This is a genomic window from Pseudomonas sp. FG35 (assembly GCF_057809295.1).
The window spans coordinates 99,441-112,055 of sequence record NZ_JBMDJR010000015.1 but is presented as its reverse complement, the minus strand read 5'-3'; the positions used below and the strand labels follow the sequence as shown (position 1 = coordinate 112,055).

Here is a 12,615-nt window from a genome sequence, read left to right as displayed (position 1 = left end):
CATGAACAGCACGCTTATCCAGACAGACCGTTTCACCTTGAGTGAAACCGAGCGCTCGGCCATCGAGCACGAGCTGCATCACTACGAAGACCCGCGCGCGGCGTCGATCGAAGCCTTGAAGATCGTCCAGAAGGAACGCGGCTGGGTGCCGGACGGCGCTCTGTACGCCATCGGCGAGATCCTCGGCATCCCGGCCAGCGACGTTGAAGGCGTGGCCACGTTCTATAGCCAGATCTTCCGTCAGCCGGTCGGCCGTCACATCATTCGCGTCTGCGACAGCATGGTCTGCTACATCGGTGGCCACGAGTCGGTGGTCAGCGAAATCCAGAACAACCTGGGTATCGGCCTGGGTCAGACCACCGCCGACGGTCGCTTCACCCTGCTGCCGGTCTGCTGCCTCGGCAACTGCGACAAGGCACCGGCGCTGATGATCGATGACGACACCTTTGGCGATGTCCAGCCTGCCGGCGTCGCCAAACTGCTCGAGGGCTACGTATGACCCTGACTTCTTTCGGTCCGGCCAACCGCATCCAGCGTTCGGCCGAGACTCACCCGCTGACCTGGCGCCTGCGTGACGACGGCGAAGCCGTGTGGCTCGACGAGTACCAGGCCAAGAACGGTTACGCCGCTGCGCGCAAAGCCTTCGCCGACATGGATCAGGACGCCATCGTCCAGACCGTGAAAGACGCCGGCCTCAAAGGTCGCGGCGGTGCAGGCTTCCCCACAGGCGTGAAGTGGGGCCTGATGCCAAAGGACGAATCCATCAACATCCGCTACCTGCTGTGCAACGCGGATGAAATGGAGCCGAACACCTGGAAAGACCGCATGCTGATGGAGCAACTGCCCCATCTGCTGATCGAAGGCATGCTGATCAGCGCCCGCGCGCTGAAAACCTACCGTGGCTACATCTTCCTGCGTGGCGAATACACCACCGCCGCCAAGCACCTGAACCGTGCCGTGGAAGAAGCCAAGGCAGCCGGCCTGCTGGGCAAGAACATCCTGGGCAGCGGCTTCGATTTCGAGCTGTTCGTCCACACCGGCGCCGGGCGTTACATCTGCGGCGAAGAAACCGCACTGATCAACTCCCTCGAAGGCCGCCGCGCCAACCCGCGCTCCAAACCGCCCTTCCCTGCCGCCGTCGGCGTGTGGGGCAAGCCGACCTGCGTGAACAACGTTGAAACCCTGTGCAACGTGCCGGCGATCATTGCCGACGGCGTGGACTGGTACAAATCGTTGGCCCGCGACGGCAGCGAAGACATGGGCACCAAGCTCATGGGCTTCTCCGGCAAGGTCAAGAACCCCGGCCTGTGGGAACTGCCATTCGGCGTGACCGGCCGCGAGCTGTTCGAAGACTACGCCGGCGGCATGCGCGACGGCTTCAAGCTGAAAGCCTGGCAGCCAGGTGGCGCCGGTACCGGTTTCCTGTTGCCGGAACACCTCGACGCACAAATGTACGCTGGCGGCATCGCCAAGGTTGGCACCCGTATGGGTACCGGCCTGGCCATGGCGGTGGACGACAGCGTCAACATGGTGTCCCTGCTGCGCAACATGGAGCAGTTCTTCGCTCGCGAATCCTGTGGTTTCTGCACCCCTTGCCGTGATGGTTTGCCATGGAGCGTCAAGCTGCTGATGGCCATCGAACAAGGCCGCGGCCAGCCAGGCGACATCGAGACCCTGCTGGGTCTGGTCAACTTCCTCGGCCCGGGCAAGACCTTCTGTGCTCACGCACCGGGTGCCGTGGAGCCGTTGGGCAGTGCCATCAAATACTTCCGTCCAGAGTTCGAAGCCGGTATCGCGCCTGCAAGCGCCGCCGTCCCGCCTCTGGCGAAGCCGATCGTAGTCGGCGCGTAAACGCTTAAAAAGGCGAAGGGTCCGTGCCCTTCGACTTTCGTCCGATGACGCCTTTCGGGGCTGACTGGATTCGGACGGATAACAAGATTCCATTAGCCACGCCCGCTGACACCGGGCCAACGAAGACCTTTGAACCATGGCCACTATCCACGTAGACGGCAAAGCGCTCGAAGTCGACGGGGCAGACAACCTGTTACAGGCATGTCTGTCGCTGGGCCTCGACATCCCTTATTTCTGCTGGCACCCCGCGCTTGGTAGCGTCGGGGCTTGCCGCCAGTGCGCGGTCAAGCAGTACACCGACGAAAACGACACCCGTGGTCGCATCGTCATGTCCTGCATGACCCCGGCCACCGACAACACCTGGATCTCCATCGACGATGAAGAATCCAAGGCGTTCCGCGCCAGTGTCGTCGAATGGCTGATGACCAACCACCCGCACGACTGCCCTGTGTGCGAGGAAGGCGGTCACTGCCACCTGCAAGACATGACCGTGATGACCGGCCACAACGAGCGCCGTTATCGCTTCACCAAACGCACCCACCAGAACCAGCAACTGGGCCCGTTCATTTCCCACGAGATGAACCGCTGCATCGCCTGCTACCGCTGCGTGCGTTTCTACAAGGATTACGCCGGCGGCACCGACCTCGGTGTATTCGGCGCCCACGACAACGTGTACTTCGGTCGCGTTGAAGACGGCACCCTCGAAAGCGAGTTCTCCGGCAACCTCACCGAGGTCTGCCCGACCGGTGTGTTCACCGACAAGACTCACTCCGAGCGCTACAACCGTAAGTGGGACATGCAGTTCTCGCCGAGCATCTGCCATGGCTGCTCGAGCGGTTGCAACATTTCCCCGGGCGAGCGTTACGGCGAACTGCGTCGCATCGAAAACCGTTACAACGGTTCGGTGAACCAGTACTTCCTGTGCGACCGTGGCCGTTTCGGTTATGGCTACGTCAACCGCACCGACCGTCCACGTCAGCCGCTGCTGGCCGACGGCACCAAGCTTGGACTGGATGCTGCGCTGGACAAAGCCGCCGACCTGCTGCGCGGTCGCAACATCGTCGGTATCGGTTCGCCACGTGCCAGCCTGGAAAGCAACTACGCGTTGCGTGAACTGGTGGGCGCCGAGCACTTCTACTCCGGTATCGAAGCCTCCGAACTGGAACGCATCCGTCTGGTCCTGCAAGTGCTGAAAGACAGCCCGCTGCCAGTGCCGAACATGCGCGACATCGAAGACCACGACGCTGTGTTCGTCCTCGGTGAAGACCTGACCCAGACCGCCGCCCGCATGGCCCTGGCCCTGCGTCAGTCGGTCAAAGGCAAGGCCGAAGACATGGCCGAAGCCATGCGCGTTCAGCCTTGGCTCGACGCTGCGGTGAAGAACATCGGTCAGCATGAACTGAACCCGCTGTTCATCGCCAGCCTGGCTGAAACCAAGCTCGATGACATCGCCGAAGAATGCGTACACGCCGCTCCCGACGATCTGGCGCGCATCGGTTTCGCCGTGGCTCACGCCCTGGACGCCAGCGCGCCGGCCGTTGAAGGTCTGGACGCCGAAGCCCTGGAACTGGCCAAGCGCATCGCCGATGCTCTGCTCGCGGCCAAGCGTCCGCTGATCATCGCCGGTACTTCGCTGGGCTCCAAAGCCTTGATCGAAGCCGCTGCGAACATCGCCAAGGCCCTGAAGCTGCGCGAGAAGAACGGTTCGATCAGCCTGATCGTGCCGGAAGCCAACAGCCTCGGCCTGGCCATGCTCGGTGGCGAATCGGTCGATGCCGCGCTGCAAGCGGTCATCGACGGCAAGGCCGACGCCATCGTCGTGCTGGAAAACGATCTGTACACCCGTACCGCCAAGGCCAAGGTCGATGCGGCACTGAACGCTGCGAAAGTGGTGATCGTTGCCGACCATCAAAAGACCGCCACCAGCGACCGCGCGCATCTGGTTCTGCCGGCCGCCAGCTTCGCTGAAGGCGACGGTACACTGGTCAGCCAGGAAGGTCGTGCCCAGCGCTTCTTCCAGGTTTTCGACCCGCAATACATGGACGCGAGCATTCTGGTCCACGAAGGCTGGCGCTGGCTGCACGCCCTGCGCGCTACCCTGCTGAACCAGCCGATCGACTGGACGCAACTCGACCACGTGACCGCTGCCGTTGCGTCGAGCACGCCGCAACTGGCCCGTATTGTCGACGCCGCGCCGTCCGCCTCGTTCCGCATCAAGGGTCTGAAACTGGCGCGTGAGCCGCTGCGTTACTCCGGTCGCACCGCGATGCGCGCCGACATCAGCGTTCACGAACCACGCACCCCGCAAGACAAAGACACCGCGTTCGCCTTCTCGATGGAAGGTTACTCGGGCTCCGCCGAACCGCGTCAGCAAGTGCCGTTCGCCTGGTCGCCGGGCTGGAACTCGCCGCAAGCCTGGAACAAGTTCCAGGACGAAGTCGGTGGTCACCTGCGCGCTGGCGATCCGGGCACCCGCCTGATCGAAAGCACCGGTGATTCGCTGAACTGGTTCGCCAGTGTTCCGCGCGCGTTCAACCCGGCCCAGGGCACCTGGCAAGCCGTGCCGTTCTACCACCTGTTCGGCAGCGACGAGAACTCGTCGAAAGCCGCTCCGGTCCAGGAACGCATCCCGGCCGCCTACGTTGCACTGGCCAAGTCCGAAGCGGATCGCCTGGGCGTGAACGACGGCGCACTGCTGAGCCTCAATGTTGCCGGCCAGACCCTGCGTCTGCCGCTGCGCATCAATGAAGAACTGGGCGCAGGTCTGGTGGCATTGCCTGCAGGCATCGCCGGCATTCCACCGGCATTCGCTGGCGTATCCGTTGATGGTCTGCAGGAGGCAGCGCAATGACCTGGTTCACCCCTGAAGTGATCGATGTGATCCTGACGGTCATCAAGGCCATCGTGATCCTGCTGGCCGTGGTGGTCGCAGGCGCGTTGCTCAGCTTTGTCGAGCGTCGCCTGCTGGGCTGGTGGCAGGACCGTTACGGTCCGAACCGCGTTGGTCCGTTCGGCATGTTCCAGATCGCGGCCGACATGCTGAAGATGTTCTTCAAGGAAGACTGGACCCCTCCGTTTGCCGACAAGGTGATCTTCACCCTGGCGCCGGTGGTGGCCATGTCCGCCCTGCTGATCGCGTTCGCGATCATCCCGATCACCCCGACCTGGGGCGTGGCGGATCTGAACATCGGCCTGCTGTTTTTCTTCGCCATGGCCGGTCTTTCGGTCTACGCGGTGCTGTTCGCCGGCTGGTCGAGTAACAACAAGTTCGCCCTGCTGGGCAGCTTGCGTGCCTCGGCGCAGACCGTGTCCTACGAAGTGTTCATGGGCCTGGCCCTGATGGGCATCGTGGTGCAGGTCGGCTCGTTCAACATGCGCGACATCGTCGAGTACCAGGCGCAGAACCTGTGGTTCATCATTCCGCAGTTCTTCGGCTTCTGTACCTTCTTCATCGCTGGCGTGGCCGTGACTCACCGTCACCCGTTCGACCAGCCGGAAGCGGAACAGGAACTGGCCGACGGTTACCACATTGAATACGCCGGTATGAAATGGGGCATGTTCTTCGTCGGTGAATACATCGGCATCATCCTGATCTCGGCACTGCTGGTCACCCTGTTCTTCGGTGGCTGGCACGGTCCGTTCGGCATCCTGCCGCAACTGTCCTTCGTCTGGTTCGCACTGAAGACCGCGTTCTTCATCATGCTGTTCATCCTGCTGCGCGCTTCCATCCCGCGTCCGCGTTATGACCAGGTGATGGATTTCAGCTGGAAATTCTGCCTGCCACTGACCCTGATCAATTTGCTGGTGACCGCTGCAATCGTGTTGTGGAACACGCCTGCGGTTGCGGTTCAGTGAGGATTTGCCCCATGTTCAAATATATTGGCGACATCGTTAAGGGTACCGGTACCCAGTTGCGCAGCCTGGTCATGGTCTTCGGCCATGGCTTTCGCAAGCGCGACACCCTGCAATACCCGGAAGAGCAAGTCTACCTGCCGCCACGCTATCGTGGCCGCATCGTCCTGACCCGCGACCCCGATGGCGAAGAACGCTGCGTAGCCTGCAACCTGTGCGCCGTGGCCTGCCCGGTGGGTTGCATCTCGCTGCAGAAAGCTGAAACCGAAGACGGTCGCTGGTACCCGGACTTCTTCCGTATCAACTTCTCGCGCTGCATTTTCTGCGGTCTCTGCGAGGAAGCCTGCCCGACCACCGCGATCCAGCTGACCCCGGATTTCGAGATGGCCGAGTTCAAACGTCAGGACCTGGTGTACGAGAAAGAAGATCTTTTGATCTCCGGCCCCGGCAAAAACCCTGATTACAACTTCTATCGTGTTGCAGGTATGGCCGTTGCGGGCAAGCCGAAAGGCGCCGCACAAAACGAAGCCGAGCCGATCAACGTGAAGAGCTTGCTGCCTTAAGGAAGAACGATGGAATTCGCTTTCTATTTCGCATCGGGTATCGCTGTTGTGTCCACACTGCGTGTGGTCACCAACACCAATCCTGTGCACGCCCTGCTCTACCTGATCATTTCGCTGATCTCCGTGGCCATGACCTTCTTCGCACTCGGCGCACCGTTCGCCGGCGTGCTGGAAGTGATCGCCTACGCCGGCGCCATCATGGTGCTGTTCGTGTTCGTGGTGATGATGCTGAACCTGGGGCCTGCCTCGGTTCAGCAGGAACGCACCTGGCTCAAGCCCGGGATCTGGGCGGGGCCGGTGATTCTCGCCGCCCTGCTGCTGGCCGAACTGCTGTATGTGCTGTTCGCTCACCAGAGCGGTCAGGCCATCGGTCAAACCACCGTGGACGCGAAAGCCGTGGGCATCAGCCTGTTCGGTCCGTACCTGCTGGTGGTCGAACTCGCCTCGATGCTGCTGCTCGCTGCAGCCGTCACGGCGTTCCATTTGGGCCGTAACGAGGCGAAGGAGTAAGACATGCCTGCTATCCCTCTCGAGCATGGATTGGCCGTTGCCGGCATCCTGTTCTGCCTTGGTCTGGTCGGCCTGATGGTCCGCCGCAACATTTTGTTCGTGTTGATGAGTCTGGAAGTGATGATGAACGCCTCTGCACTGGCCTTCATCGTTGCGGGCGCCCGCTGGGCGCAACCGGATGGACAGATCATGTTCATCCTGGTGATCAGCCTTGCAGCCGCCGAAGCCAGTATTGGCCTGGCGATCCTGCTGCAACTGTATCGCCGCTTCCACACGCTCGATATCGACGCTGCCAGTGAGATGCGCGGATGAACCTACTCTTTCTGACTTTCGTATTCCCTCTGATCGGGTTCCTGTTGCTGTCGTTCTCGCGCGGCCGCTTCTCGGAAAACCTGTCGGCGCTGATCGGTGTCGGCTCCATCGGCCTGTCTGCCATCGTCGCGGCCTACGTGATCTGGCAGTTCAACGTCGCGCCACCGGAAGGTGGCGTCTACACCCAGGTGCTGTGGCGCTGGATGTCGGTGGAAGGCTTCCAGCCGAACTTCGCCCTGTACCTCGATGGTCTGTCCGTGACCATGCTCGGTGTGGTGGTCGGCGTGGGTTTCCTGATCCACCTGTTCGCCTCCTGGTACATGCGCGGTGAAGCCGGTTACTCGCGCTTCTTCTCGTACACCAACCTGTTTATCGCCAGCATGCTGTTTCTGATCCTGGGCGATAACCTGCTGTTCATCTACTTCGGTTGGGAAGGCGTGGGCCTGTGCTCGTACCTGTTGATCGGTTTCTACTACAGCAACCGCAACAACGGTAACGCCGCACTGAAAGCCTTCATCGTCACCCGTATCGGCGACGTGTTCATGGCAATCGGCCTGTTCATCCTGTTCCAGCAACTGGGCACGCTGAACGTCCAGGAACTGCTGGTGAAGGCGCCTGAGCACTTCAAGGTCGGCGATTTCTGGATCGTGCTGGCAACCCTGATGCTGCTGGGTGGTGCGGTCGGTAAATCGGCGCAACTGCCGCTGCAAACCTGGCTTGCGGACGCGATGGCCGGCCCTACCCCGGTTTCGGCACTGATCCACGCCGCAACCATGGTGACTGCCGGTGTCTACCTGATCGCCCGTACCCACGGCCTGTTCGCCCTGGCGCCGGACATCCTGCACCTGGTCGGCATCGTCGGTGGTGTGACCCTGGTGCTGGCCGGTTTCGCCGCACTGGTGCAAACCGACATCAAACGTATCCTCGCCTACTCGACCATGAGCCAGATCGGCTACATGTTCCTGGCGCTGGGCGTTGGCGCCTGGGAAGGCGCGATCTTCCACCTGATGACCCACGCCTTCTTCAAGGCCCTGCTGTTCCTTGCTTCCGGTGCGGTGATCGTTGCCTGCCACCACGAGCAGAACATCTTCAAGATGGGCGGCCTGTGGAAGAAACTGCCGCTGGCCTACGCCAGCTTCATCGTCGGTGGTGCCGCTCTGGCTGCCCTGCCACTGGTGACCGCAGGTTTCTACTCCAAGGACGAAATCCTCTGGGAAGCGTTCGCCAGCGGCAACCACGGTCTGCTTTACGCAGGTCTGGTCGGCGCATTCATGACCTCGCTGTACACCTTCCGCCTGATCTTCATCGCGTTCCATGGTGAAGCCAAGACCGAAGCCCACGCCGGTCACGGCATCGCTCACTGGCTGCCGCTGTCGGTGCTGATCGTGCTGTCGACCTTCGTCGGCGCCATGATCGTTCCACCGCTGCACGGCGTACTGCCCGAGAGCGTTGGCCATGCCGGTGGCGAAGCCAAGCACAGTCTGGAAATCGCCTCGGGCGCCATCGCCCTGGCCGGTATCCTGCTGGCGGCCCTGCTGTTCCTCGGCAAGCGCCGCTTCGTGACCGCAATCGCCAACAGCGGCATCGGCCGTCTCCTTTCGGCCTGGTGGTTCGCTGCCTGGGGCTTCGACTGGATCTACGACAAACTGTTCGTGAAGCCGTACCTTGCGATCAGCCACATGCTGCGCAAAGACCCGCTCGACCAGACCATCGGTCTGATCCCGCGCATGGCCAAGGGTGGTCACACCGCCCTGAGCCGTACCGAAACCGGTCAACTGCGTTGGTACGCTGCTTCGATGGCTGCTGGTGCCGTGTTGGTCATCGGCGCTGTCGTGCTGGTAGCGGTCTGATATGAACCTTGCGAATTTGCGAAAGGAAACGAGCCCGTCATGATTCTGCCTTGGCTAATCCTGATCCCCTTCATCGGCGGCCTGCTGTGCTGGCTGGGTGAGCGCTTCGGCGCCACCCTCCCCCGCTGGATTGCGCTGTTGACCATGACCCTGGAACTCGCCCTCGGCCTCTGGCTGTGGGCCCACGGTGACTATTCATTTGCACCGGCGCCAGGCGCCGATCCGACCTGGGCGCTTGAGTTCAAGCACGTCTGGATCCAGCGCTTCGGCATCAACGTGCACCTGGCCCTCGACGGCCTGTCGCTGCTGATGATCCTGCTGACCGGCCTGCTGGGTATCCTGTCGGTACTCTGCTCGTGGAAAGAGATCCAGCGTCACGTTGGCTTCTTCCACCTGAACCTGATGTGGATCCTGGGCGGCGTTGTCGGCGTGTTCCTCGCCCTCGACCTGTTCATGTTCTTCTTCTTCTGGGAAATGATGCTGGTGCCGATGTACTTCCTCATCGCGCTCTGGGGTCACAGTTCTTCGGACGGCAAGAAAACCCGGATCTACGCAGCGACCAAGTTCTTCATCTTCACTCAGGCTTCCGGCCTGATCATGCTGGTGGCGATCCTCGGTCTGGTCCTGGTCAACTACAACAGCACCGGCGTGATCACCTTCAACTACGCCGATCTGTTGAAGACCAAGATGTCGATGACCACCGAGTACATTCTGATGCTCGGCTTCTTCATCGCCTTCGCGGTCAAGCTGCCAGTGGTTCCGTTCCACTCCTGGCTGCCTGACGCTCACGCCCAGGCGCCGACTGCAGGTTCCGTCGACCTCGCCGGTATCTTGCTGAAAACCGCGGCCTACGGTCTGCTGCGTTTCGCCCTGCCGCTGTTCCCGAACGCCTCGGCCGAGTTCGCGCCGATCGCCATGACCCTCGGTCTGATCGGGATCTTCTACGGTGCGTTCCTCGCTTTCGCGCAAACCGACATCAAGCGTCTGATCGCCTTCTCGTCCGTTTCCCACATGGGCTTCGTACTGATCGGCATCTACTCCGGCAGCCAACTGGCCCTGCAAGGTGCTGTGATCCAGATGCTGGCCCACGGTCTGTCGGCCGCAGCACTGTTTATCCTCAGCGGTCAGCTGTACGAGCGCCTGCACACTCGTGACATGCGTGAGATGGGCGGTCTGTGGTCGCGCATCGCTTACCTGCCGGCGATCAGCCTGTTCTTCGCAGCCGCTTCTCTGGGTCTGCCGGGTACCGGTAACTTCGTCGGTGAATTCCTGATCCTGATCGGTACGTTCGCCAGTGCTCCATGGATCACCGCGATTGCCACCTCCGGTCTGGTGTTCGGTTCGGTCTACTCGCTGATCATGATCCACCGCGCTTACTTCGGTCCGTCCAAATCGGATTCGATCCTGCACGGCATGGACGGTCGCGAACTGATCATGGTGCTGGGCCTTGCGGTACTGCTGATTTACCTCGGCGTCTACCCGCAACCGTTCCTCGACACTTCTGCCGCCACGATGCATGGCGTGCAGCAGTGGCTCGGCACCGCCTTCACTCAACTCGCTTCGGCCCGGTAAGAGCGCTATGGAATTCACGATTCAACACTTTATTGCGCTTGCGCCACTGTTGATCACCAGCCTCACCATTATCGTGGTGATGCTGGCAATCGCCTGGCGCCGCAACCACTCGCAGACCTTCCTGATTTCGGTGGCCGGTCTGAACCTGGCCTTGCTGTCGATCCTGCCGGCCCTGAAAGTCGCGCCTCTGGCCGTGACCCCATTGCTGCAGATCGACACCTTTGCCTGCCTGTACATGGCGCTGATCCTGGTCGCCACTCTCGCCTGTGTCACCCTCGCCCACGCCTACCTCGGCGATGGCGGTTCGGGTTACCCGGGCAACCGTGAAGAACTGTACCTGCTGATCCTGATGGCCGCCGCCGGTGGCCTGGTTCTGGTCAGCGCGCAGCACCTGGCCGGCTTGTTCATCGGTCTGGAACTGCTGTCGGTGCCGGTCTACGGTCTGGTGGCCTACGCCTTCTTCAACAAGCGTTCGCTGGAAGCCGGCATCAAGTACATGGTGCTGTCGGCCGCCGGTTCCGCGTTCCTGCTGTTCGGTATGGCGCTGCTGTACGCCGACTCGGGTTCGCTGAGCTTCGTCGGTATCGGTCAGGCTTTGGCCGCGACCGGTCTGCCAAGCTCGCTGGCACAACTGGGCCTGGGCATGATGCTGATCGGTCTGGCGTTCAAGCTGTCGCTGGTACCGTTCCACCTGTGGACGCCGGACGTGTACGAAGGTGCTCCGGCACCGGTGGCCGCGTTCCTCGCGACCGCTTCGAAAGTGGCTGTGTTCGCGGTCATGGTTCGCCTGTTCCAGATCTCCCCTGCCGCAAGCAGTGGCGTACTGAGCAACGTGCTGACCATCATCGCCATCGCTTCGATCCTGTTCGGTAACCTGCTGGCCCTGACCCAGAGCAACCTCAAGCGTCTGCTCGGTTACTCCTCCATCGCGCACTTCGGCTACCTGCTGATCGCGCTGGTGGCGAGCAAGGGCCTGGCGGTGGAGGCCATCGGCGTGTACCTGGTCACCTACGTGATCACCAGCCTCGGCGCCTTCGGTGTGATCACCCTGATGTCCTCGCCGTACAACGGCCGTGACGCAGACGCGCTGTACGAATACCGCGGCCTGTTCTGGCGCCGTCCGTACCTGACCGCCGTCCTGACCGTGATGATGCTGTCCCTGGCCGGTATCCCGCTGACTGCTGGCTTCATCGGCAAGTTCTACATCATCGCCACCGGTGTCGAGTCGCACCAATGGTGGCTGGTCGGTTCCCTGGTACTGGGCAGCGCCATCGGCGTGTTCTACTACCTGCGCGTGATGGTTACCCTGTACCTGATCGAACCGAACCTGCGCCGCCACGACGCCCAACTGCACTGGGAACAGAAAGCAGGCGGCGTGATGCTGCTGGCGATCGCTGTGGTTGCGTTCTTCCTCGGCGTCTACCCACAACCGCTGCTGACCCTGGTTCAGCAATCGGGCCTGGCGGGCTGATCGCTCAGCGATAGTTGGCTAGAAACAGAAACGGCACCTTCGGGTGCCGTTTTTGCGTCTAGACCGTCTTGAGTTTTTTCACCATCGGCACGCAAACCAGTTGCAGACCTGAAGGCGATTGATAGATCGCCCTCTCCTCCCCGACGTAACCGCAGCGCCGATAAAAATCAGCGGCATTCAACGTCGCATCCAGACAAACCTCTGCCAGCCCCAGATCCTGTGCCAGCGCTTCCAGAAAGTGCAGCACGCGTTTACCAAGCCCACGCTGCATGAAATCCGGATGGATGAAGATTGCACCGATTTCACGGTGCTCCAGATCGAGCATGCCGGTTGCCACGGGTTCACCCTCAACGCAACCCAGATAGAAATGCTTTTGCATGAGCGTGTCATAACCGTCTGCCGCCGAGCCCATTGTCCAGTCGAGCATTTGCTGCTCACTGTAGGCACCGATGCATTGATGCCGGATAGCCAGTCGCCGAATCTCGAACGCTATCCCGGCATCGTCCGGGTCGGCTCTTTTCATTTCGAACATTTCTCTCTCCTTGAGCCATGTGCGGACGGGCATGAAAAAGCCCCGTCCATTTCTGGCGGGGCTTTGGGTAACACGTCATTGACCAGACATGCATGACCTTAT

The 12,615-nt window shown here is 61.4% G+C and carries 11 protein-coding genes; 10 read left to right on the top strand and 1 reads right to left on the bottom strand.

All coding sequences use genetic code 11. The annotated features are described in order from the left end of the window. Nucleotide 1: 1 nt before the first annotated feature. The 10 genes from nuoE to nuoN all read left to right on the top strand — a co-directional run bounded on the left by nuoE (nucleotide 2) and on the right by nuoN (nucleotide 11,981). Nucleotides 2-499: an NADH-quinone oxidoreductase subunit NuoE gene (gene nuoE, locus ACODTD_RS24625; protein ID WP_003223804.1), complete on the top strand. Its 498-nt coding sequence runs from the start codon at nucleotides 2-4 to the stop codon at nucleotides 497-499. Beyond that, nucleotides 496-1,851: an NADH-quinone oxidoreductase subunit NuoF gene (gene nuoF / locus ACODTD_RS24620; RefSeq protein ID WP_007951458.1), complete on the top strand. Its 1,356-nt coding sequence runs from the start codon at nucleotides 496-498 to the stop codon at nucleotides 1,849-1,851. The genes nuoE and nuoF overlap by 4 nt, the downstream gene beginning before the upstream one ends. A gap of 136 nt (nucleotides 1,852-1,987) precedes the next feature. Further along, nucleotides 1,988-4,702 carry an NADH-quinone oxidoreductase subunit NuoG gene (gene nuoG / locus ACODTD_RS24615; RefSeq protein ID WP_011334958.1) on the top strand — a complete coding sequence of 905 codons (2,715 nt, stop codon included), beginning with the start codon at nucleotides 1,988-1,990 and terminating at the stop codon, nucleotides 4,700-4,702. Further along, nucleotides 4,699-5,706, top strand: coding sequence for an NADH-quinone oxidoreductase subunit NuoH (nuoH, locus tag ACODTD_RS24610; protein WP_007951460.1), 1,008 nt, complete (start codon nucleotides 4,699-4,701; stop codon nucleotides 5,704-5,706). The genes nuoG and nuoH overlap by 4 nt, the downstream gene beginning before the upstream one ends. 11 nt (nucleotides 5,707-5,717) lie before the next feature. Beyond that, on the top strand, nucleotides 5,718-6,266 hold the full coding sequence (nuoI, locus tag ACODTD_RS24605; protein ID WP_011334960.1) for an NADH-quinone oxidoreductase subunit NuoI: 549 nt from the start codon (nucleotides 5,718-5,720) through the stop codon (nucleotides 6,264-6,266). 9 nt (nucleotides 6,267-6,275) lie between these two features. Beyond that, the gene (gene nuoJ / locus ACODTD_RS24600; RefSeq protein ID WP_085690004.1) at nucleotides 6,276-6,776 is read left to right on the top strand and encodes an NADH-quinone oxidoreductase subunit J; all 501 of its coding nucleotides are present in this window, start codon (nucleotides 6,276-6,278) and stop codon (nucleotides 6,774-6,776) included. Between the two features lie 3 nt (nucleotides 6,777-6,779). Further along, nucleotides 6,780-7,088 carry an NADH-quinone oxidoreductase subunit NuoK gene (nuoK, locus tag ACODTD_RS24595; RefSeq protein WP_003180046.1) on the top strand — a complete coding sequence of 103 codons (309 nt, stop codon included), beginning with the start codon at nucleotides 6,780-6,782 and terminating at the stop codon, nucleotides 7,086-7,088. Then, the gene (gene nuoL, locus ACODTD_RS24590; protein WP_221614391.1) at nucleotides 7,085-8,938 is read left to right on the top strand and encodes an NADH-quinone oxidoreductase subunit L; all 1,854 of its coding nucleotides are present in this window, start codon (nucleotides 7,085-7,087) and stop codon (nucleotides 8,936-8,938) included. Before nuoK ends, nuoL begins: the two co-directional genes overlap by 4 nt. Nucleotides 8,939-8,977: 39 nt before the next feature. Beyond that, on the top strand, nucleotides 8,978-10,510 hold the full coding sequence (gene nuoM, locus ACODTD_RS24585; protein WP_011334963.1) for an NADH-quinone oxidoreductase subunit M: 1,533 nt from the start codon (nucleotides 8,978-8,980) through the stop codon (nucleotides 10,508-10,510). A gap of 7 nt (nucleotides 10,511-10,517) precedes the next feature. Continuing rightward, nucleotides 10,518-11,981 (top strand): NADH-quinone oxidoreductase subunit NuoN, encoded by a 1,464-nt coding sequence (gene nuoN / locus ACODTD_RS24580; protein ID WP_011334964.1) that lies wholly within the window; start codon nucleotides 10,518-10,520, stop codon nucleotides 11,979-11,981. 58 nt (nucleotides 11,982-12,039) lie between these two features. On the opposite strand, the gene ACODTD_RS24575 is transcribed toward nuoN, so the two are convergent. After that, the gene (locus tag ACODTD_RS24575; protein WP_201820103.1) at nucleotides 12,040-12,513 is read right to left on the bottom strand and encodes a GNAT family N-acetyltransferase; all 474 of its coding nucleotides are present in this window, start codon (nucleotides 12,511-12,513) and stop codon (nucleotides 12,040-12,042) included. Between the last annotated feature and the right edge of the window lie 102 nt (nucleotides 12,514-12,615).